The following is a 22,503-nucleotide window of genomic DNA, read 5'->3' as shown; positions in this document are numbered from 1 at the left end:
AAACACCATTTACTGAACAAACATAGCTTATCGAATTAAGCTTTTTCTGGGATCGCTTCAAGCAATGCAACCATTTGGTTCCAGAATAGCTCAACGGTGTCGATCTTCACTTTCTCATCAGGAGAGTGCGGAAACTTGATGGTTGGGCCGAAAGAAACCATATCCATGTTCGGGTAAGGTTCTTTGAATAGACCACACTCAAGACCAGCATGGATAACCATGATGTTTGGCTTGTGACCGTAGATACCTTCGTACATGTCACGGAAGATATGCATGATTTCTGAATCTGCGTCTGGTTTCCAACCTGGGTAAGCACCAGAGAACGCGATGTTAGCGCCTGCTAGTTCAGCAACAGAGTGAAGCATGCTTTCTACTTGGCTACGACCTGAATCGATAAGAGAGCGGATCAGGCAAAGTACTGTGATTGAGTTCTCTTCTGTTGTGATAACACCTACGTTTAGAGACGTTTCCACAACACCTTCAATCTCGTCACTCATACGAATCACGCCGTTTGGACATGCGTTAAGTGCCGCGATAAAGCGAGCTTGGTCTGCTGACGCAAGTGCGCCCATTTCTACAGAAGCTTCTTCATTGAAAGTCACGATGCTGTCTTCTACTTTACCTAGCTCTGTTGAAAGCAGCTCAGTGTAGTAGTTGTATAGTGAAGCCAGTTTTTCTTGGTTTGCCGCAGGAACAGCAACCGTTACGAAACCTTCACGAGGGATCGCGTTACGAAGGCTACCACCTTTGAATTCGACGATGCGAAGGTCTAGCTCTTTTGCGTGACCCGCTAGGAAGCGAGCAAGCAGTTTGTTTGCGTTTGCACGACCTGTGTGGATGTCACAACCAGAGTGACCGCCTTTTAGGCCTTTTAGCGTTAGCTTACGTGTTACGAAGTCAGCTGGAATCGCATTACGAGCAATTTCAAATGTCATTGCGCCGTCGATACCGCCAGCACAACCCATGTACACTTCGCCTTCTTGCTCTGAATCGGTGTTAAGAAGGATATCGCCTTCTAACCAACCCGCTTCAAGACCGAAAGCACCAGTCATGCCTGCTTCTTCATCTACTGTTAGTAGAACTTCGATAGGGCCGTGCTGGATTTCGTTTGAAGCAAGAACCGCTAGGCAAGAAGCCATGCCCATGCCGTTATCAGCGCCAAGCGTTGTGCCTTTAGCTGTAACCCACTCACCATCAATGTATGGTTGAATTGGATCTTTAGCAAAGTCATGAACTGTGTCTTCGTTCTTTTGTGGAACCATATCGATGTGAGCTTGTAGCACTACACATTTTTTGTTTTCCATACCCGCCGTTGCTGGCTTTTTGATGAATACGTTACCCGTTGGGTCACGACGTACATCTAGGCCTTGCTCTGTTGCCCAAGCAATAATGTATTGAGCAAGCTCTTCTTCATGCTTAGAAGGGTGTGGGATTGAGCAAATCTTATCGAAGAACTGCCAGATAGGGGCAGGGGATAATTTACTGATCTCAGAATGGAATTCAGACACGGATGACTCCTTTTTTATTTAATAACCATATATTTAGGTTTTGTATGGGGAAAAACCTAGAACAAAAATCTAAAATATCGGTCTGTTTTGATGGCAACAGCATACCACTTGAGCGTTTTGACGAGTAGCGGTTCTAAACCTCAAATAGCTCAAATTTTGAAAGCGATCTTGTCCATCTGATCACAGCTAAGCGCCTTGATGCTTATAAATGGAGCAGGCAAACGTTTGTTTAATTCTATTTTGTAATTTTATTACAAAATAAGTTTGCAAAATAACCGTAAATGGCCAAAAGTGTGACGTATAGCAAAAAATACTTGTAATCTTTTTTCTTTGGGGTATATTAATAACCAACTTCTGAGATGAAGAGTAAATGCTCAAAGGATGAGTCCGTTTTATCGCCTCCAAGGAACCGAGAAATCAAATTCGTTTTTTATTGATTTATTAAGGTGATAGTTATGAAAGGTTTACCATCTGCAATGTTCTGGATTAACAGCTCTGTTTACACTAGCAACTTTGCATACCCTACAAGCTTTGGTTACTAATACCGTAAGCATGTAACTCGAACAGTTTTGTTCACCCCTATATATTGGAATTCTTTTACAGCCCTTTTGGTTGACAGATTCTACCGCCACTCAGTTTTGAGTGGCGTTTTTTTTGCCTGCTACTTTTCCAAACCGCTTTCGCTTGTCACTTTCCTTGCTGTTCTGCGTGGTTGTTTTTTAAACGCCGAAATATCAATTTGCGCCTTATTACTGATCCTGTTGAAAAATACATAACTATTGTGAGTTTGAATTCAGAATTTACTGGCTAGATTATCAATGAAAATAACCGATGGTAGAAAAAACAACCAACTAGTTTTAGTGAGTCTATTGTTGTTAATTGTTTGTTTTTAATGGTTATTTATCGGTGATATCTTCATTTTTAATCGCTTTGTTTCATACGGCATTCTGATAAATATCGATTAGAGCCTTAATTCTATCTGGAATTTGTTATTTGATAACTTTATAATCCACAGCCAATCGATTACGCAACCGTTTACTTTTTACCCTTATAGGATTCGATAATGTTCGAAAAGCTATTCAAACTCAGTGAAAATGGCACCAATGTGCGCACTGAAATCATCGCAGGTCTAACAACCTTCCTAACAATGGCTTACATCATTTTTGTAAACCCAATGATTCTAGCTGATGCTGGTATGGACCATGGCGCTGTATTTGTAGCAACCTGTTTAGCGGCTGCTATTGGCTGTTTCATCATGGGCTTTGTTGCTAACTACCCAATTGCTCAAGCTCCAGGCATGGGTTTGAACGCATTCTTTACCTACGCTGTTGTAATGGGTATGGGTTATACGTGGCAAGTTGCTCTGGCAGCGGTTTTCGTATCAGGCGTAATCTTCATCTTCTTAAGCATCTTTAAGATCCGTGAATGGATTATCAACTCGATCCCTATGTCTCTGCGTGTTGGTATCTCTGCAGGTATCGGTCTTTTCCTAGCGTTTATTGCGCTTAGCAATGCAGGCATCGTTGTTTCTAACCCAGCAACTAAAGTTTCACTGGGCGACATTACCGCGATTGCTCCTATCCTAGGCTCACTTGGTTTCTTCCTAACGATTGCTCTTGTTCACCGTGGCGTGAAAGGGGCAGTAATGATTGCGATTCTAGCTATCACAGCTCTTGGCATTGTTATTGGTGACGTTCAATACGGCGGCATCATGTCTACACCACCAAGCCTTGCTCCTACATTCATGCAGCTTGATTTCTCTGCTGTATTTGAAATCGGTATGATTTCAGTGGTATTCGCGTTCTTGTTCGTCGATTTGTTCGATACAGCGGGTACTCTGGTTGGTGTTGCAACGAAAGCAAACCTAATCAAAGAAGACGGCAAACTACCTCGCTTGAACAAAGCACTGCTTGCTGACTCTACAGCAACATCTATTGGTGCACTGCTAGGTACATCAAATACTACTTCTTATGTTGAGAGTGTTGCGGGTGTTGCTGAAGGCGGCCGTACCGGTCTAACGGCTGTTGTTGTTGGTATCTTATTCCTACTGGCTCTTTTCTTCTCGCCACTTGCAGGTATGATTCCGGCTTACGCAACATCAGGTGCACTTTTCTATGTAGCAATTCTGATGATGTCTGGCCTAGTTGGCATTGATTGGCGTGATCTTACGGAAGCAGCACCAGTCGTGGTAACATGTCTGCTTATGCCGCTGACGTACTCTATCGCTGAGGGTATCTCACTAGGTTTCATCGCTTACGCTGCAATTAAGCTGCTAAGTGGTAAAGGTCGCGACGTTTCACCTGCAGTGTGGGTAATGTCGGCTATCTTTATTCTTAAATACATTTTCGCTTAATCGTCTAGATTTCTGCTTAATCGCTGAAGAGGCTATGTTTGAAATAGCCTCTAATAACATGACAAAATTATTAGGTTTTATACTATGAGCAACAAATTCGTTATCACTTGGGACAACATGCAGACTTACTGCCGTCAACTTGCTGAAAAGCAAATGCCAGCAGAGCAGTGGAAAGGCATCTGGGCAGTAAGCCGTGGTGGTTTGGTTCCTGGTGCAATCTTGGCTCGTGAGCTAGGTATTCGTCACGTAGATACGATTTGTATTTCTAGCTACGACCACGATCACCAACGTGATATGACAGTAGTTAAAGCACCTGAAGGTGACGGCGAAGGCTTCCTAATCGTTGAAGACTTGGTTGATAGTGGTGACACTGCACGTAAGCTTCGCGAAATGTACCCTAAAGCGAAACTGATCGCTGTATGTGCAAAACCATCTGGCGCTGATTTGCTAGACGAGTACATTGTTGATATCGCTCAAGACACATGGATTGAGCAACCTTGGGATACTAGCCTAAGCTACGTAGAGCCAGTAAATCGCAAGTCAAAATAAGCGTAAACTTAGTTTTTTGAGAAATGACCCTTTATAGGGTCATTTTTTTTTATATTATTAGTGACAACCATTTCTTATTAAGTATCCCAATGTCTGAACCAGAAGAAACGAGCTCGAACCTTTCGGAAACTTTGTTTGTAAAGCACAAGCAAGCGAAAGAGACCTCAATGTTGACACAATACATGCCAAGCTCTGAAGCGCTATTGGATGAGAAACGTGAACAGCAAAACTCATCATGGTATCGAAACCTAAGACGTCTTCAGTGGGTATGGCAAGGCGTTAATCCAATAGAGCAGGAAGCGGTATTGGCTCGCATCGCGTCATCAGATAACTCTCGTACAACCGATGAGTGGCTTGATACGGTCATGGGTTACCGAAGTGGTAACTGGGCATACGAATGGACCAAGCTGGGTATGCAGCATCAAAATCGTTCTAATGAGAAGAATGGTGAAGAGATGGCTGAAGAGCTATTTTCCGCATCGTTGTGCTTCAGTATTGCGGGTTACCCACACCTCAAGAACGACAACTTGGCAGCTCAGGCTCAAGTGTTGGCCAACGCAGCGTATTCTGAAGCGATCAAGCACACTAAGTTGATCGTCAAGCAGATTGATATTCCATACCAAAACAAGAAGATCAAAGCGAACTTGCATCTAACCAAGACAGATAAACCACAACCGGTTGTGATTGTCAGCGCGGGTCTAGATAGCTTGCAAACCGATATGTGGCGCCTGTTTAGGGATTATTTAGCACCTAAGAACATTGCTATGTTAACGGTAGACATGCCATCAATAGGGCACAGTGCACATTGGCCGTTAACAGAAGACTCATCTTGTCTTCACCAAGCAGTGCTGAATGAATTGCCTAACATCCCATGGGTCGATCACCACAAAGTCGGCTTGTTTGGTTTCCGCTTCGGTGGCAATGCGATGGTGAGATTATCTTTCCTCGAGCAACATAAGATTAAAGCGTGTATTTCTTTAGGCGCGCCAATTCACGATATCTTTGTTCATGCAGACAAACTTAAGCAGATGCCTAAAATGCATCTAGATGTGTTGGCTTCGCGCCTTGGTAAAGGGGCGGTCGATATCAATAGCCTTTCTGGGCAGTTGATGGCGTGGTCACTCAAGGTACAAGGTTTGCTGTCAAACAGTAAAACCAGTGTTCCTATCTTGGCATTGGCTCTGGAAGGCGACCCGGTTTCACCGCCAATGGATAATCAACTGGTTGCTATTTACAGTGATTACGGAAAAGCGAAGAAAATCAAAGCTAAGTCAATTACACAAGGTTATGAGCAATCCCTCGAATTGGCGATAAAGTGGCTTGAGGATGAATTATTTAGATGACATTTCTCCTAAATTAGTTAAGCATGAAAAATGTACAAACTAAGTACCTGATACTCAGAGGTCATTTATAAAATCTAAATGCGTAGTTTCTACGTATAACAGTCTGAGTAACGTCATTCTTAACATTGAAAATGGAGATTCAATATGTCAGAAGTGACACAACAACCTACGCATTACCGCTTGTTGAATGTTTTAAAGGCGATCGGGCCTTACTTAAGGGAACCGCAATCAGAAGAAGGCCACTATATCTTTGATTGCTTGTCTGTATGTGTGAACGATAAAAAATCACCAGAAGAACGCGAGTTCTGGGGCTGGTGGCTCGAATTGGATAAGTCGGAAGAGGGATATTCGGCGAAGTACAATATCGGCAAGTACAACATCGATGGTAACTGGGATTCTTTGCCGTTACCTAAAAAGGCGGTCGCTGAGGTCTCTCGAACTCAAGAAGCCTTCCACAAGAAACTGGTTGATGAACTTCAAAGTAAGTTTGAAATCAGTATCCAATTAGACGAAGAGTCTGTCGAATTCGTCTAATTTTAAAGGTTACTCTTCTATATAAAGCAAAAAGGTGCGATTTCGCACCTTTTCTGCTTGTGAATTCCCCTTTTGATTGCTAAAACATCACCTCTTATTTGTTTTATCCATAAAAGACTTCATGACAACAAATCATCAAAGCGGGACAACAACACAGCGTAAAACTGTCGTTGTTAAACTGGGTACCAGTGTCTTAACTGGTGGAACATTGGCATTAGACCGCGCTCATATGGTTGAGCTGGTTCGTCAATGTGCTGAATTAAAAAAACAAGGCCACTCTGTGGTTATGGTTTCGTCTGGTGCAATTGCAGCAGGACGTGAGCACCTTGGTTACCCCGCACTTCCCAACTCAATGGCGAGCAAACAGTTGCTTGCGGCAGTTGGGCAAAGTCAGTTGATTCAAGTTTGGGAGTCTTTGTTTGCTATCTATGGCCTTAAGATTGGCCAGATGCTACTGACTCGTGCTGATCTCGATGATCGCGAGCGTTTTCTTAATGCACGTGACACGATCAACGCACTGGTTGAGCACGATATTATTCCGGTAGTAAACGAAAACGACGCAGTAGCAACCAACGAAATTAAAGTGGGCGACAATGATAACTTGTCGGCCTTAGTGGGTATTTTGTGCGGTGCTGATAAGCTTTTGCTACTAACAGACCAAAAAGGCCTGTTTACGGCTGACCCTCGTAAAGATCCAAATGCTGAGCTCATCAAAGAAGTGAAAACCATTGATGACACGCTGCGTAAGATCGCAGGTGGCAGCGGTACTACGTTGGGTACTGGCGGCATGGCGACAAAACTGCAGGCGGCTGACATTGCTCGTCGCGCAGGCATCGAAGTGATTATTGCTGCGGGCAGTGCTGAAAATGTGGTGTTTGATTCACTGAGTGATAACCCACAAGGCACACGTTTCTTGCCTTTAGCGGAAGCGCTTGAAAACCGTAAACGCTGGATTTTAGCGGGCCCTGCTTCAGCAGGTGACATCGTGGTTGACGACGGCGCAGTAAACGCAGTCAACACCAAAGGCAGCAGCTTGTTGGCGAAAGGAGTTGTTCGAGTTAAAGGCGAATTCTCTCGTGGTGAAGTTACCCAAGTCACAGACAGCAAAGGCAAAGTAATTGCGCGTGGTATCGCCAGTTATTCAAGCCAAGACCTAGCAAAAATTGCAGGCAAGCACAGTAAAGATATTGGCGACATCCTTGGATACGATTATGGGTCAGAAGTCATTCACCGTGACGACCTAGTTGTAATCCAAGAGTAGCTCGTGATGATAAGGTGAATCACCTTTTTGCATCCAAAGACAGACAGAATTTAGGGAGAGTTAAACGTGGATTTAACTAACATGGGTATCGCAGCAAAAGACGCTGCTTTCCACCTAGCGACCGCATCTACGGCGCAAAAGAATAAAGCATTGGCGATTATCGCTGATGAGCTAGAAGCAAACGCAACAACGATTTTAGAAGCGAACGCGAAAGACATCGAACTGGGTCGTGAAGCGGGTTTAACTGACGCACTGCTCGATCGTCTACTTCTTAACGAAGAGCGCTTAACCGGTATCGCTAACGATGTTCGTAACGTGATTAGCCTGAATGACCCAGTTGGCAGCGAAATTGACAGCAAAGTACTAGAAAACGGTATGTCACTGTCTCGCCGCCGCGTGCCACTTGGTGTGGTGGGTGTTATCTATGAAGCGCGTCCGAACGTAACCATCGATATTGCAGCTCTGTGTCTGAAGACAGGTAACGCAAGCATTCTACGTGGTGGTAAAGAGACGTTTTTCTCGAACATGGAACTGGTTAAGGTTATCCAGTCTGCATTAGAGAAAGCGGAGCTTCCAGCCGCTTCTGTTCAGTACATCGAGAAGCCTGATCGTGAACTCGTTTCTCAACTGCTTAAACTGGACGACTACGTGGATATGATCATTCCTCGTGGCGGCGCTGGTCTACACAAGATGTGTAAAGAGAACAGCACCATCCCAGTAATCATCGGCGGCTTTGGTATCAGCCATATCTTCGTTGATGAAAGCGCTGATCTTGAGAAATCTGTCGATGTGGTCGAAAACTCAAAAGTTCAACGTCCATCGGCGTGTAACTCGTTAGATACACTGCTAGTGCATGAAGCGGTTGCTGAAGCTTTCCTAACTAAGCTGAAACAGCGTTTAGCCGGCAAGGTAACCTTAGTTGCTGATACCAGTGCAAAATCGCTGCTAGCGGGTTTTGAAGACCAACGTGATGCGGTTGAAGGCGACTTTGACACTGAATGGCTAAGCTACACGCTAGGCGTGAAAGTGGTAGCGGATGTGGCAGAAGCGATTGACCACATGCGTGTACACAACGCGAGTCATTCAGATGCGATCATGACCAATAGCTTAGAGAGCTCAGAGCGTTTCATTAACTCTGTTGGTTCTGCAGCGGTTTATGTGAATGCATCAACACGTTTCACTGATGGAGCACAGTTTGGTTTAGGTGCTGAAGTTGCCGTGTCTACTCAGAAATTGCATGCTCGCGGCCCAATGGGCTTAGAAGAGCTGACAAGCTACAAATGGGTAGGTAAAGCGAACTATTTAGTCCGCGGTTAACGCTGGTCGTTAATTTTACTCCTCAGCTCATTTTTGAAATGGCGGTCGAGTAGCAATAATCAATGAATCACCACACAAAAGGGCCTTAATTGGCCCTTTTTCTTTCCTAACGTTTGGCAATTCCGTTACACTGATATTCAATTATTTGGAGGTGATATGCATTGTCCTTTTTGTTCAGAGAACGACACTAAAGTAATCGATTCAAGACTGGTAGCCGATGGCCATCAGGTTCGTCGTCGCCGTCAATGCCTTGCATGTAGTGAACGTTTTACTACGTTCGAATCGGCAGAACTTGTGATGCCTAAAGTCATAAAGTCGAATGGAAACCGCGAACCATTTAATGAAGATAAAATGGTGGGTGGTGTACAGCGCGCCCTAGAAAAACGCCCAGTGAGTGCTGACGCGATTGAACTTGCGATCAGTACGATTAAGTCACAACTCCGTGCAACTGGTGAGCGTGAAGTACCAAGCGAGATGATTGGTAATCTTGTGATGGGCCAATTGAAAGAATTGGATAAAGTGGCGTACATTCGTTTTGCCTCTGTTTACCGCAGCTTTGAAGACATCCGAGAGTTTGGCGAAGAAATCGCTAAATTAGAGGATTAACTCCTCAATCATGTCAAACTTTACCCCCCTAGATTTTCAAATGATGTCGCGTGCTATTCAGTTAGCAAAACGCGGCATTTACACTACTGCGCCAAACCCTAATGTGGGTTGTGTCATTGTACAAACCGACGGTCAGATCGTTGGTGAAGGTTTTCATGCCAAAGCGGGCGAACCTCATGCTGAAGTACATGCCATGCGAATGGCAGGCGACAAAGCAAAAGGTGCGACGGCTTATGTCACGCTAGAGCCTTGTTCTCATTACGGTCGAACGCCGCCTTGTGCTGAAGGTTTGATTAAGGCTCAAGTAGCCAAAGTGATTTGTGCCATGCAGGACCCAAACCCAAAAGTCGCAGGTCGTGGTATCAAAATGCTACGCGATGCGGGTATTGAGGTTGAAATCGGTTTGCTAGAGCAAGACGCTCTCGACTTGAACCCTGCATTTATCAAGCGTATGCAAACTGGCATGCCATTCGTTCAGTTAAAGATGGCCGCTAGCCTTGATGGGCAAACGGCATTGGAAAATGGCCAAAGCCAGTGGATCACATCGCCAGAAGCACGTCGTGATGTTCAGAACTACCGAGCAAAATCAGGCGCTGTGTTGTCAACTAGCCAGACGGTGATTGAAGACAACGCGTCGTTGAATGTTCGTTGGGCAGAGTTGCCAAGCAGTATCAAAGGTCATTACGCTGAAGACGAGCTGCGTCAGCCGATTCGTGTGATTCTTGATCGTCAAAACCAACTGCGTCCTGAACTCAAGTTATTCCAGACTCCAACATCGGTGTTGAGAGTTGCCGAAGCATCTGCTGATATTGAAGTCGCAACCACAGATGCAGGTCAGCTCGATTTGCACGATCTGATGCGTCAATTACCTGCCAATCATATCGACCATATTTGGGTCGAAGCGGGCGCAACATTGGCAAAAAGCTTGATTGAAGAGCAGCTGGTGGATGAGCTAATCCTTTATTTAGCACCTAAACTTATGGGCAGTGACGGACGAGGTTTGATGGGTGCATTAGGGCTCACTTCAATGTCTGACGTTATTGACCTAGAAATTAAAGATGTTCGACAGGTTGGTGTGGATATTCGCATCGTTGCGAAACCCGTATTTCGAAACAGATAGTAACGAAACCACAGTGGAAATAGTTACTCCAACTACATACGTGTCGTTGACAACAAAAAGAGTTTTAAAATGTTTACAGGAATTGTAGAAGCCGTAGGTACATTGAGTGCAATCACTCCCCGCGGAGAAGACATCACCGTAACGGTTAATGTTGGTAAGCTTGATATGGCTGACGTTAAGTTAGGCGACAGTATCGCTACCAATGGTGTGTGTTTGACAGTTGTTGAATATAACGACCACAGCTACAGTGCAGATCTTTCGCTTGAGACCCTGAAAAAAACGGGTTTTGTCGATTACCAAGCGGGCGATAAAGTTAACCTTGAGAAAGCAATGTTACCAACCACGCGTTTCGGTGGACATATAGTGTCTGGTCACGTTGATGGCGTGGGTGAGATTGTTGAACGTAACCAAGTTGGCCGTGCGATTGAATTTTGGGTAGAAATGCCAGCAGAAATCTCAAAATACGTGGCTCAAAAAGGCTCAGTAACAGTTGATGGCATTAGCCTGACTGTGAACGATTTACGTAAGAACGCATTCAAGCTGACTATCGTTCCTCATACTTCTTCAGAAACCACCATCGACCAATTCAATGTCGGTCGTAAAGTGAATCTAGAAGTTGATGTATTAGCACGTTACATGGAGCGTTTACTGCAAGGTCAGCAACAAGAATCTGAGCCTGAATCTCGATTAACGATGGAATTCTTACAGCAGAATGGTTTTGCCTAACCGTTGATACAAAGTGCGTTAAGCGAGACTTTGTAAAGCGAAGCAATATCATCAGGTTTAAATAGTGTCGGTTCTAGGAAGCAGAACCATTTCAAAGGATATAGAACAATGCCAATTAGTACTCCTCAAGAAATTATTGAAGACATTCGACTAGGAAAAATGGTTATCCTGATGGATGATGAAGATCGCGAAAATGAAGGCGATCTGATCATGGCAGCAGAACATGTGACGCCAGAAGCGATTAACTTCATGGCGATGTACGGCCGTGGTTTAATTTGTCTGACGCTAACCAAAGAGCGTTCAAACCGCATGGGTCTAGCGCCTATGGTTCAAGATAACAACGCACAGTACACCACTAACTTTACTGTTTCGATTGAAGCGGCAGAGGGCGTAACAACGGGTATCTCTGCATCAGACCGTGCAGTGACGGTTCAAGCTGCAGTGGCGAAAGATGCGAAAGCGGCTGACCTTGTTCAACCTGGTCATATTTTCCCACTGACAGCGCAAGATGGCGGTGTTCTAACACGCGCAGGTCACACGGAAGCAGGTTGTGATTTAGCTCGTCTAGCTGGCTGTGAGCCAGCATCGGTTATCGTTGAGATCCTAAACGACGACGGTACTATGGCTCGTCGCCCAGATCTTGAAGTGTTCGCAGAAAAGCATGACATCAAGCTAGGCACGATTGCTGACTTGATTGAATACCGCAACAACACAGAAACAACGATTGAGCGTGTAGCACAATGCCATTTACCAACTGAATTCGGTGATTTCGAGCTGGTGACTTACCGCGATACAATTGATAACCAGATCCACTACGCGATGCAAAAAGGCGACCTATCTGAAGGTGCTCCTTTGGTACGTGTTCACCTGCATGACACGTTCACCGATCTGCTTCATTCAGACCGTGGTACTGAACGCAGCTGGTCGCTAGATAAAGCGATGAAGCGTATTGGCGACGAAGGCGGTGTGTTGGTTATTCTTGGCAACGAAGAGTCGTCTGATTCTTTGATTCACAAAGTGAAGACATTCGAAGCGCAAGACAAGAACGAGCAGCCAACTATGGCGAAGAAGCAGGGTACCTCGCGTCGTGTTGGTGTCGGTTCTCAGATTCTTCAAGACCTAGGCGTGCACGATATGCGTCTGCTTTCTTCAAGCTCTAAGCGTTACCACGCATTGGGTGGTTTTGGTCTTAACGTTGTTGAGTACGTTTGCGAATAAATCATGCGTCAGCGAGCAGACGTTTCTCCGTTTGTAGCAACATAATTTACCGATGATTTCAGTGGCTCTTTTGGTGATAAATCTTGCCAAAAGAGCAAAGTAGCCAAGTCCGACTCAAAACGTGTTCAACACACAAACTTGGTTACTCGCTGTTCCTATATGCTTGGGATCAGCGCTGCATTATCATCTTTACATTGCCGGTGTCTGTTCTTCTAAATTACCATTAGATATTGCTCACAGTTTTGTGCTAGAATCCGGCAATTCTCACTTGATGAAAATAGTTAAAGGAAGGCTTATGAAAGTGATCGAGGGTGGCTTCCCAGCGCCAAATGCAAAAATTGCTATCGTTATTGCTCGTTTCAACAGTTTTATTAACGAAAGTTTACTTTCTGGTGCAATCGATACTTTAAAGCGTCATGGACAAGTAAGCGAAGACAACATCACTGTTGTTCGTTGCCCTGGTGCAGTAGAACTTCCACTTGTAGCGCAGCGCGTTGCAAAAACAGGTAAGTTCGATGCGATTGTATCTCTTGGTACAGTAATTCGTGGCGGTACACCTCACTTTGACTATGTTTGTAGTGAATGTAATAAAGGTTTGGCACAAGTGTCTCTGGAATATTCTCTTCCAGTAGCGTTTGGTGTTCTTACTGTTGATACGATCGATCAAGCTATTGAACGCGCAGGAACCAAGGCTGGTAATAAGGGTGCAGAAGCAGCACTTAGCGCACTTGAGATGATCAACGTTCTTTCTGAAATCGATTCCTAATGGGGGCCAGTGTGAAACCAGCCGCACGTCGTAACGCACGTCAATTTGCTCTACAAGCAATTTATTCTTGGCAAATTACTAAAGAAAATATTGCTACCGTTGAAGAACAGTTCTTATCTGGTGGTAAGTATGATGAAGAAGAGCATCATGCTGCAGAGCCTGCTCTTGCTATGCCAGAAACAGACGTTGCATACTTCCGCGACCTACTAACTGGTGTTGCTCTTAGCCACATGGAACTTGATAGCAAGCTTCGTCCATTCGTATCTCGCCCTATGCAAGATCTGGATCTGATGGAACTAGCGCTTCTACGTTTAGCTATGTACGAGATGACTCGTCGCGAAGATGTACCATACAAAGTGGTTATCAACGAAGCTATCGAGCTTGCAAAAGTATTTGCAGCAGAAGACAGCCATAAGTTTGTTAACGGTGTGCTTGATAAAGCTGCACCACACGTTCGTAAGAAATAAGACGTTCGTATATTGAATCTAAAGGTCAGCTTTTATGCTGGCCTTTTTTGTAACTAAATTTCTGTAATATCAATAATTACGGTGATTTTTATGAGACTAAAGATAGGGCATGTGATGTCTGGCGAATTTAACCTGATTGAAAAATATTTTGTAAATCGACAACCACAACGTAAAGACGTACATCTGGCTGCGGGCGATGACTGTGCTTTGGTCAAAGCGCCGGGCAATGTTGAGATAGCGATCAGCACGGACACCTTAGTGGCTGGTACCCATTTCTTAGCTGAGGCGAATCCGGCTTGGGTGGCACACAAAGCGTTGGCTTCCAATATCAGTGACCTTGCTGCAATGGGCGCGACGCCTGCTTGGGTGTCTTTTGCTTTAACCATGCCTGAAATCGATGAAGCATGGCTTGCTCCCTTCTGTGACTCCTTTTTTAAACTCGCAGACTACTTTGGTATTCAGTTAATTGGTGGCGACACAACCAAAGGTCCACTAAGCCTGACACTGACGGTACAGGGCTTTGTTCCTGAAGGACGAGCGCTGCGCAGAGATGGCGCGAAAGTGGGCGACTGGATTTACGTAACAGGTAATCTAGGTGACAGCAAAGCTGGCTTAGAAGTGTTACTTAACCCTGAGCAGAACAGAGCGAAGCCCTATGCTGCTGAGCTTGAAGAGAGACATTATGTGAGCGCCCCACGAGTGTTAGCGGGTCAGGCTCTAGTGAACCTTGCTTCATCTGCGATTGATATCTCTGATGGCGTTATTGCTGATTTAAAACATATCCTTAAGCGTTCTCAAGTTGGCGCGAGTATTGATGTAAGCACGCTGCCTATCTCTCCAGAGTTACGTCAGTTCGCTCCTGATATCACTTCAGCTCAGCAGTATGCGCTAACGAGTGGTGAAGAGTACGAACTGTGCTTTACTGTACCAGAAGAGAATAAAGGGTCGCTGGAAAGTGCTTTGTCACACACTGGTACAAAAGTCACCTGCATTGGCCAGATAAGACCTGTAGAATATTTTGAATTACACAATAATGGTGAACCACTAAGCTGGAACTTAACTGGTTACGATCACTTTAAGGTTAATTGATGACAAACCCACTTTCTCTTATTTCTCTTAAAAATCCTTGGCATTTCTTAGCAACGGGTTTTGGCAGTGGCTTATCGCCGATAATTCCCGGCACAATGGGCACGCTTGCGTCAATTCCGTTGTACCTATTGTTGGTTCAGCTACCGTTTCCTGCTTACGTTGCCGTGGTGGTGGTAAGCTGCATTATTGGTATTAAGATCTGCCAAGTAACGTCTGATGATATGGGCGTGCATGACCACGGTTCTATCGTTTGGGATGAGTTTGCGGGCTTTTGGATCACCATGAGCTTAGTGCCTATGCTGAATATCCCTGCCGATGACTGGAAATGGCTTCTGACTGGTTTTGTGCTTTTCCGCTTCTTTGACATGGTAAAACCTTGGCCGATTGGTTGGCTAGATGCGCGAATTCACGGCGGCTTGGGTATCATGATTGACGATATTGTAGCGGGTATTATGGCGGCTATTTCGTTGTATGCCGTGGCACATTTCGCAGGTTGGTTAGTGTGAGTTAACTGAAGGGCTAAGGTTTAGTTGGCGATACACCAAACTAATTAGCAGATACTAAAAAGGTTGACCCTAGGGCCAACCTTTTTTGTTTGCGGAGCTTACGAGCTTACGTATTAAAGCTACTTGGCAAGATAGTCAGTGATAGACTTCTCAATGCCTTTCGCGTCCAAACCAAGCTCTTCGTGCAGTTCACCTTGAGTACCTTGAGCAATAAACTTGTCTGGTAGGCCAAGGTTCAATACTGGCATCAGTAGTTTTTCTTGCATCAAGAATTCAATCACACCTGAGCCCGCACCACCTGCAATCGCATTCTCTTCGATAGTTACCAGTACATCGTGGTCAGCAGCAAGTTGTTTGATCAGAGCTTCGTCGAGGGGCTTAACAAAGCGCATATCTGCCACTGTAGCATCGATAGCATCAGCCGTTTGAAGTGCACTCTCAAGGAAAGTACCGAAGCTTAGGATAGCGACCTTCGAGCCATCTTTTGCTTTTTCGCTTTCGCGAACGATACGACCTTTACCAATCTCAAGAGCGGTAAACTCACTTTGAATCTCAGTACCCATGCCATTACCGCGAGGGTAACGAACGGCACTTGGACCCGTGTGCTGGTGACCGGTGTAAAGCATTTGGCGACATTCGTTCTCGTCGCTTGGTGCCATGATCACCATGTTTGGAATACAGCGCATGAAACTTAAGTCGAACGCACCTTGGTGTGTTTGACCATCGGCACCGACGAGACCTGCACGGTCAATAGCGAACATAACCGGTAGATCCATGATTGCCACATCGTGGATCAGTTGATCGTAGCCACGTTGTAGGAAAGTCGAGTAGATAGCGACAATTGGCTTATCACCGGCAATCGCCATACCGGTTGCTAGCGTCACAGCGTGTTGCTCAGCAATTGCTACATCAAAGTACTGTTCTGGATACTCTTTCGAGAAACGCACCATACCAGAACCTTCACGCATTGCAGGCGTGATCGCCATTAGCTTAGGATCTTGAGCGGCCATATCACACAGGAAGTCGCCAAAAATCTTAGAGAAAGTTGGTTTAGAGCTGGTGCTCTTAGGCAGACTTGAATGTGCAGGATCGAATTTAGGTACGCCATGGTAGCCAATTGGATCTTTCTCAGCTGGCTCGTAGCCTTTACCTTTCTTCGTCATGATATGCAGGAACTGAGGACCTTTTAGATCTCTCATGTTCTTCAGCGTTTTAATCAGCTCATTGACATCGTGACCATCAATTGGACCAATGTAGTTAAAGCCTAACTCTTCAAACATGGTGCCAGGGACAACCATGCCTTTTAAATGTTCTTCTGTACGACGAACGAGCTCTTTAATTGGCGGAACGCCTGATAGCACTTTCTTGCCACCCTCACGAATTGACGTGTAAAGACTGCCAGAAAGAACTTGAGCGAGGTGGTTGTTTAGAGCACCGACGTTTTCAGAGATCGACATCTCGTTATCGTTAAGGATAACCAGCATGTCATTGTGGATATCGCCCGCGTGGTTCATGGCTTCGAAGGCCATACCTGCGGTAATCGCGCCATCACCAATCACACTCACGACTTTACGGTTCTTACCTTCTTTCTTCGCACTGATCGCCATACCAAGTCCGGCGCTGATCGATGTTGAAGAGTGACCAACAGATAGAGTGTCGTATTCGCTCTCTTGACGCCATGGGAATGGGTGCAGTCCATCTTTTTGACGGATAGTCGATAAGCGGTCACGACGGCCAGTAAGAATCTTATGTGGGTATGCTTGGTGGCCAACATCCCAAACCAATTGGTCAAAAGGCGTGTTGTACACATAGTGCAGAGCAACGGTTAGCTCTACTGTACCTAAGCCTGACGCTAAGTGACCACTTGACTGGCTCACCGAGTTAAGAAGATAGGTACGTAATTCATCACAAAGCTGTGTAAGCGTCTCTTTTGGAAGTAGACGCAAATCCTCTGGCTTATCAGCCAAAGCAAGAGTTGGGTACTTTGATATATCAAGAGTCATAGGTAATGCGCGCTTATTGTCTTAGTTCTTGCGCTCGATGACGTATCGGGCGAACTCTTCGAGTGACTGGGTATTGTATGGGATTGCAGCCAAAGCTTGAAGCGCTTCCTGTAGCAGAGTTTGCGCTTTTTCTTGAGCGCCCTCTAAACCTAACAAAGAAGGGTAGGTGCTTTTGTTCAAATCTTGGTCAGAGCCCTGTGGTTTACCCAAAGTTTCGGTATCGCTAATGATATCTAAAATATCATCCTGAACTTGGAAGGCTAACCCGATTGCATCGGCGTACTTATCTAATTGAGGCATCACTTCAAACGCTTTTTCGCCAGCAGCCAGAGCACCTAAACGAATCGCACATTTCATTAGCGCGCCCGTTTTATTGCGGTGAACTTCTTCTAACTCTTCTAGCGTGACAGAGCGGTTTTCAGCTTCAATATCAAGCGCCTGACCAATACACATACCTTGAGCACCAGAGGCTTCAGCTAAGCGTTGAATCATTCGAACGCGATTGCTTTCCCCATCAGCACTTAACGTGCCTTCCGCAAGTATAGTAAACGCGAGAGTTTGTAGTGCATCGCCCGTTAAAATTGCCGTTGCTTCATCGTATTTGATGTGACAAGTCTGATGGCCACGACGCAGTTCATCGTCGTCCATTGCTGGAAGGTCGTCGTGAATCAGAGAATAGGCATGAATACATTCGATTGCAGATGCTGGAGTGTCGAGTTCTTCAGCGGTGCAGCCGAGCATTTCCCCTGTAATGTAGACAAGAAATGGACGTGCGCGTTTACCGCCTAAAAGTAACCCATAACGCATCGCGTTGATCAGGTTCTGATCTTGGTGTGGTAGGCGATCAAGCCAAAGGTTCAGTTGCTCGTTATTACGTGCTTGATAAGACAATAAAGTCTCAATCATAGGGGATCTCATACAATTCGTTATTCTGGTTGTGGGTTAAAGTCACTAAGTTCTGCGTTTTCATCATTTTGCAGTAGGATGCTAACACGCTGTTCAGCATCGTTTAGTTTGCTTTGACCGGCACGAGCGAGGGAGATACCTCGTTCAAATTTTTTCAGCGCATCATCTAAAGCTAGATCACCGTTTTCTAGTTGATCAACCAAGCCGTCGAGCTCTTCGATTGCCGCTTCAAAGCTCATATTTTCAGGTTTCTTAGTAGCCATAATAAATCTGCGTTTGGAAAGATGAACGAACGTTACCCTAGGCCGCTGAGATGGTCAAATGTAACCAAGAAATTTTGCTAGAAAGTTCGTTTTTAAGGGGCTTGAACGCACTTTGCTTGAATAACCTTAGCTTTATCGAGTTTATGCGCTACGTATAAGAGCAAAGTAAGCCAATAGTTGGGATTCAAAAACGAAAAGTGTGATACTTAGGCCAAGAATTTACTAAAAGATCTTATAGTCTTGCCGATAAAAAGATTATCGTCGACATAGAGCTACAAAAAAGCATGAGGAGTGCTCAGTGGATTTAGCAACCCTAATAGGTTTGATTGGTGGATTTGCCTTTGTAATCATGGCAATGATCCTAGGTGGAAGCCTCGGGATGTTCTATGACACGACATCCATTTTGATCGTGGTGGGTGGTTCAACGTTTGTTGTTCTAATGAAGTTCACCATGGGACAGTTCTTTGGAGCAACTAAAATCGCTGGCAAAGCATTTATGTTTAAGGCCGATGAGCCTGAAGATCTTATCGCTAAAGTGGTAGAGATGGCGGATGCAGCACGTAAAGGTGGCTTCTTGGCACTTGAAGAGATGGAAATCAGCAACAGTTTCATGCAAAAGGGCATCGACCTATTGGTAGATGGCCATGATGGTGATGTGGTGCGTGCTGCACTGCAAAAAGACATCGCATTAACCACAGAGCGTCATGAGCAGGGCGCGAAGGTGTTCTCTGCATTTGGTGATGTTGCACCCGCGATGGGTATGATTGGTACCTTGGTTGGCTTGGTTGCCATGCTTTCTAACATGGATGATCCAAAAGCGATCGGCCCTGCGATGGCGGTGGCACTTTTAACCACCCTATATGGTGCGATTCTTTCGAACATGGTGTTCTTCCCAATTGCCGACAAGCTTGCGCTGCGTCGTGACCAAGAGACACTCAACCGTCGTTTGGTTATGGATGGCGTACTCGCGATTCAAGATGGTCAGAACCCACGAGTAATCGATGGTTACCTGAAGAGCTACCTAAACGAAGGTAAGCGTACGATTGATGGTGAACCTGCGTAAGAGGAGTTGAAGATGGATGAAGAAAATCCATGTAAATGTCCTCCTCCGGGGTTGCCTCAATGGATGGGGACATTTGCTGACTTGATGTCACTGCTGATGTGTTTCTTCGTACTGCTGCTCTCATTCTCTGAGATGGACGTACTGAAGTTCAAACAGATCGCTGGCTCGATGAAATTTGCGTTTGGTGTACAAAACCGCTTGGAAGTGAAAGACATTCCTAAAGGCACCAGCATCATTGCACAAGAGTTTCGACCTGGTCGTCCAGAGCCGACACCGATTGATGTGATCATGCAGCAAACGATAGATATCACTCAGCAGACGCTGGAATTTCATGAAGGTGAATCTGAGCGCGCTGGCGGTACCATGCGTGACCAAGGCAAGATGACCGGAGGCAAGTCGCCAGAGGTATCGACTCACGACAATCAAAACTCTGAGTCAGACCAACAGCAACAGCAAGCCGAAGCTCAATCGCAAGAGATGGAAACCTTGATGGAAAGCATCAAGAAGGCGTTGGAACGAGAGGTCGACCAAGGCGCGATTGAGGTGGAAAATCTAGGCCAACAGATTGTGATTCGAATTCGTGAGAAGGGTGCATTCCCATCGGGCTCTGCTTTCTTACAGCCTAAGTTTCGACCTTTGGTGAGACAGGTTGCTGAGTTGGTGAAAGATGTTCCGGGTATCGTTCGAATCTCAGGGCACACCGATAATCAACGTCTTGATTCCGAGCTTTATCGATCTAATTGGGACTTGTCATCACAGCGAGCAGTGTCTGTTGCTCAAGAGATGGAAAAGGTGCGTGGTTTCTCTCATCAACGCTTGAGAGTACGCGGCATGGCGGATACCGAGCCAGTCGAGCCGAACGATACTGAATGGCAACGTAGCCTCAACCGCCGCGTTGAAATCAGCATCATGCAGGGCGAGCCGCTTTACAGTGACGAAGTGCCTGTTATTAATGAATAGCCGATACGTGTACACACGGTAGCATGCAGATAGCATCGAAAGCCCAACCTTATAATGAGGTTGGGCTTTTTGTTTGCTGGTCTTCAATGGTTCTCTCTGCGGCATTTATGTCGTTTCGAAACCTGCTACTGTTAATAACAAGCGGTTTAATGATGGTGTTACAGCAAGCACTCTTTTCCTTGCTTCACTTTCTCATGTATAATTCGCGCCCTTAGATTTAGATATGATCTATTCTTGCTTCAAGTGCTGTGTAAATTCTCTAATTTACTTGGCGATGAGCGTTTTCAAAATTTTGAACATTAATGTTGTGAAAGTACTATGAAATTTATTGTTAAGCCCCATCCGGAAATTTTTGTAAAAAGTGAATCGGTGCGTAAGCGCTTCACAAGGATTCTAGAGTGCAACATTCGTAACGTTATTCAACGTCGCTGTGAAAGTGTTGCGGTATTCAACCGTCGCGATCATATTGAAGTGACGTCTGAGAGTGACCAGTACTACGCAGAAGTGTTAGAGGCTCTGACTCACACTCCAGGTATTCACCACTCTCTTGAAGTTCAACAGTCTGAATTCAAAGACTTGCACGATATTTACGAGCAAGTACTAGAACGCAGCCGTGCTGACATTGAAGGCAAGACTTTCTCTGTACGTGCCAAGCGTCGTGGTAAGCATGACTTTACTTCTATTGAACTTGAGCGCTACGTAGGCGGCGGTCTAAACCAAGCAGTTGAGTCAGCGAAAGTTCGACTTAAGAACCCTGATGTAACCGTTAAGGTTGAAGTGGCTAACGACAAGCTAAACCAAGTTCTAGCTCGTCACAAAGGCCTCGGTGGCTTCCCTCTTGGTACTCAAGAAGATCTACTGAGCTTGATCTCTGGCGGCTTTGATTCTGGTGTTTCAAGCTACCTGCACATCAAACGTGGCTCTAAGGTTCACTACTGTTTCTTCAACCTTGGTGGCCCAGCGCACGAGATTGGCGTTAAGCAAGTAGCTCACTACCTATGGAATAAATACGGCTCATCTGCAAAAGTGAAGTTCATTTCTGTAGACTTCGAACCAGTAGTTGCTGAAATTCTTGAGAACGTAGAAGACGGCCAAATGGGCGTTGTTCTTAAGCGTATGTTTATGCGTGCTGGTGGTATGGTTGCAGAGCGCTTCGGTATTGAAGCTCTAGTAACGGGTGAAGCACTTGGTCAGGTTTCTAGCCAAACGCTAACTAACCTTCGCCACATCGACAACGTGACAGATACTTTGATTCTTCGTCCGCTTATCAACTGGGACAAAGAAGACATCATTGACCTTTCTCGTATCATCGGTACTGAAGACTTCGCTAAAGTAATGCCTGAGTACTGTGGTGTTATCTCTAAGAAACCAACAGTGAAAGCGAAGAAAGGTAAACTGGAAGCAGAAGAAGCTAAGTTTAACTTTGAAGTGCTGGATCAAGTGATCGAGAACGCTCGTGTTATGGATATCCGTGACATCGAGAAAGAGAGCCAAGAGCAAGCGCCTGAAGTTGAACAAGTTCAAGCTGTTGCTGAGCACGCTATCGTTCTTGATATCCGTAGCCCAGAAGAAGAAGACGAAAGCCCATTAGAGATCGAGGGTGTTGAAATTAAACACATCCCATTCTTCAAGCTTTCGACTCAGTTTGGCGACCTAGACCAAGCGAAAGAGTACTTGCTGTACTGTGACCGTGGTGTAATGAGCCGTCTACAGGCACTTTACCTACAAGAGCAGGGCTTCCATAACGTGAAGGTTTACCGCCCATAGTGGTGTGTTGACCAAGCGTTAATCATTTTGCAAAGCCGTTTACTGAAAAGTAAGCGGCTTTTTTATTTTCTATTGTGAATGATTTACAGTAGTCAGAGAGAGGCGTGAGTTTGGGCGTGCTATCGTCATGCTCAGCTTTGAAATTTTTGATTGATAGAAATAGTGTGTTCTAAACGGG

Annotated in this window: 21 protein-coding genes; 17 read left to right on the top strand and 4 right to left on the bottom strand. The window is 45.3% G+C overall.

Annotated features, from left to right (window positions below; translation table 11 throughout):
• Positions 1-35: 35 nt before the first annotated feature.
• Positions 36-1,508 carry an aminoacyl-histidine dipeptidase gene (locus tag AB4583_RS08790; RefSeq protein WP_372117033.1) on the bottom strand — a complete coding sequence of 491 codons (1,473 nt, stop codon included), beginning with the start codon at positions 1,506-1,508 and terminating at the stop codon, positions 36-38.
• Between the two features lie 1,063 nt (positions 1,509-2,571).
• Here AB4583_RS08790 and AB4583_RS08785 point away from each other — a divergent pair.
• The 14 genes from AB4583_RS08785 to pgpA all read left to right on the top strand — a co-directional run bounded on the left by AB4583_RS08785 (position 2,572) and on the right by pgpA (position 15,363).
• Positions 2,572-3,861, top strand: a complete 1,290-nt coding sequence (locus tag AB4583_RS08785) for an NCS2 family permease (protein WP_017060789.1) — start codon at positions 2,572-2,574, stop codon at positions 3,859-3,861.
• Between the two features lie 84 nt (positions 3,862-3,945).
• Positions 3,946-4,410, top strand: coding sequence for an oxytetracycline resistance phosphoribosyltransferase domain-containing protein Tet(34) (gene tet(34) / locus AB4583_RS08780; RefSeq protein WP_009847475.1), 465 nt, complete (start codon positions 3,946-3,948; stop codon positions 4,408-4,410).
• 89 nt (positions 4,411-4,499) lie between these two features.
• Positions 4,500-5,753 carry an esterase FrsA gene (gene frsA / locus AB4583_RS08775; RefSeq protein WP_017060788.1) on the top strand — a complete coding sequence of 418 codons (1,254 nt, stop codon included), beginning with the start codon at positions 4,500-4,502 and terminating at the stop codon, positions 5,751-5,753.
• A gap of 144 nt (positions 5,754-5,897) precedes the next feature.
• The gene (gene crl, locus AB4583_RS08770) at positions 5,898-6,287 is read left to right on the top strand and encodes a sigma factor-binding protein Crl (RefSeq protein WP_017060787.1); all 390 of its coding nucleotides are present in this window, start codon (positions 5,898-5,900) and stop codon (positions 6,285-6,287) included.
• A gap of 76 nt (positions 6,288-6,363) precedes the next feature.
• Entirely contained in the window at positions 6,364-7,548 is a 1,185-nt protein-coding gene (gene proB, locus AB4583_RS08765) for a glutamate 5-kinase (RefSeq protein WP_012604650.1), read from the top strand.
• 66 nt (positions 7,549-7,614) lie between these two features.
• Complete coding sequence (locus tag AB4583_RS08760; protein ID WP_017060786.1) at positions 7,615-8,865, top strand: glutamate-5-semialdehyde dehydrogenase; 1,251 nt, start codon at positions 7,615-7,617, stop codon at positions 8,863-8,865.
• A gap of 156 nt (positions 8,866-9,021) precedes the next feature.
• Positions 9,022-9,471 (top strand): transcriptional regulator NrdR, encoded by a 450-nt coding sequence (gene nrdR, locus AB4583_RS08755; RefSeq protein ID WP_004734394.1) that lies wholly within the window; start codon positions 9,022-9,024, stop codon positions 9,469-9,471.
• Positions 9,472-9,511: 40 nt separating this feature from the next.
• Entirely contained in the window at positions 9,512-10,591 is a 1,080-nt protein-coding gene (gene ribD, locus AB4583_RS08750) for a bifunctional diaminohydroxyphosphoribosylaminopyrimidine deaminase/5-amino-6-(5-phosphoribosylamino)uracil reductase RibD (RefSeq protein ID WP_017060785.1), read from the top strand.
• 69 nt (positions 10,592-10,660) lie between these two features.
• A complete protein-coding gene (locus AB4583_RS08745) occupies positions 10,661-11,317 on the top strand; it encodes a riboflavin synthase (RefSeq protein ID WP_010436361.1) in 657 nt (218 codons plus the stop codon).
• A gap of 108 nt (positions 11,318-11,425) precedes the next feature.
• On the top strand, positions 11,426-12,535 hold the full coding sequence (ribBA, locus tag AB4583_RS08740; RefSeq protein WP_102398343.1) for a bifunctional 3,4-dihydroxy-2-butanone-4-phosphate synthase/GTP cyclohydrolase II: 1,110 nt from the start codon (positions 11,426-11,428) through the stop codon (positions 12,533-12,535).
• Positions 12,536-12,830: 295 nt separating this feature from the next.
• Positions 12,831-13,301, top strand: coding sequence for a 6,7-dimethyl-8-ribityllumazine synthase (gene ribE, locus AB4583_RS08735; RefSeq protein ID WP_004741508.1), 471 nt, complete (start codon positions 12,831-12,833; stop codon positions 13,299-13,301).
• On the top strand, positions 13,301-13,768 hold the full coding sequence (nusB, locus tag AB4583_RS08730; protein WP_004734399.1) for a transcription antitermination factor NusB: 468 nt from the start codon (positions 13,301-13,303) through the stop codon (positions 13,766-13,768). Before ribE ends, nusB begins: the two co-directional genes overlap by 1 nt.
• Before the next feature lie 114 nt (positions 13,769-13,882).
• Entirely contained in the window at positions 13,883-14,857 is a 975-nt protein-coding gene (thiL, locus tag AB4583_RS08725) for a thiamine-phosphate kinase (protein ID WP_017069505.1), read from the top strand.
• Positions 14,857-15,363: a phosphatidylglycerophosphatase A gene (gene pgpA, locus AB4583_RS08720; protein ID WP_017060782.1), complete on the top strand. Its 507-nt coding sequence runs from the start codon at positions 14,857-14,859 to the stop codon at positions 15,361-15,363. The genes thiL and pgpA overlap by 1 nt, the downstream gene beginning before the upstream one ends.
• Positions 15,364-15,482: 119 nt before the next feature.
• Here the strand turns inward: pgpA and dxs are convergent, their stop codons facing one another.
• The 3 genes from dxs to xseB are packed head-to-tail and all read right to left on the bottom strand — an operon-like array spanning position 15,483 to position 18,535.
• On the bottom strand, positions 15,483-17,366 hold the full coding sequence (gene dxs / locus AB4583_RS08715) for a 1-deoxy-D-xylulose-5-phosphate synthase (RefSeq protein WP_017069504.1): 1,884 nt from the start codon (positions 17,364-17,366) through the stop codon (positions 15,483-15,485).
• Between the two features lie 21 nt (positions 17,367-17,387).
• Positions 17,388-18,272, bottom strand: coding sequence for a (2E,6E)-farnesyl diphosphate synthase (gene ispA, locus AB4583_RS08710; protein WP_017069503.1), 885 nt, complete (start codon positions 18,270-18,272; stop codon positions 17,388-17,390).
• A gap of 20 nt (positions 18,273-18,292) precedes the next feature.
• Positions 18,293-18,535, bottom strand: a complete 243-nt coding sequence (xseB, locus tag AB4583_RS08705) for an exodeoxyribonuclease VII small subunit (protein WP_004734405.1) — start codon at positions 18,533-18,535, stop codon at positions 18,293-18,295.
• A gap of 298 nt (positions 18,536-18,833) precedes the next feature.
• On the opposite strand from xseB, the gene pomA reads away from it, so the two are divergent.
• The 3 genes from pomA (at position 18,834) to thiI (ending at position 22,325) form a co-directional block, all read left to right on the top strand.
• Positions 18,834-19,598 carry a flagellar motor protein PomA gene (gene pomA / locus AB4583_RS08700; protein ID WP_004734406.1) on the top strand — a complete coding sequence of 255 codons (765 nt, stop codon included), beginning with the start codon at positions 18,834-18,836 and terminating at the stop codon, positions 19,596-19,598.
• A gap of 12 nt (positions 19,599-19,610) precedes the next feature.
• Complete coding sequence (locus AB4583_RS08695; protein ID WP_372117030.1) at positions 19,611-20,558, top strand: flagellar motor protein MotB; 948 nt, start codon at positions 19,611-19,613, stop codon at positions 20,556-20,558.
• 318 nt (positions 20,559-20,876) lie between these two features.
• Positions 20,877-22,325, top strand: a complete 1,449-nt coding sequence (gene thiI, locus AB4583_RS08690) for a tRNA uracil 4-sulfurtransferase ThiI (RefSeq protein WP_017060776.1) — start codon at positions 20,877-20,879, stop codon at positions 22,323-22,325.
• The last annotated feature ends 178 nt before the right edge of the window (positions 22,326-22,503 follow it).

It is taken from the genome of Vibrio sp. 10N.222.49.C12 (assembly GCF_041475025.1).
Taxonomy (GTDB): Bacteria; Pseudomonadota; Gammaproteobacteria; order Enterobacterales; family Vibrionaceae; genus Vibrio; species Vibrio crassostreae_C.
The sequence above is the reverse complement of the archived record's forward strand: the minus strand, read 5'-3'. Positions and strand labels throughout refer to the sequence as shown.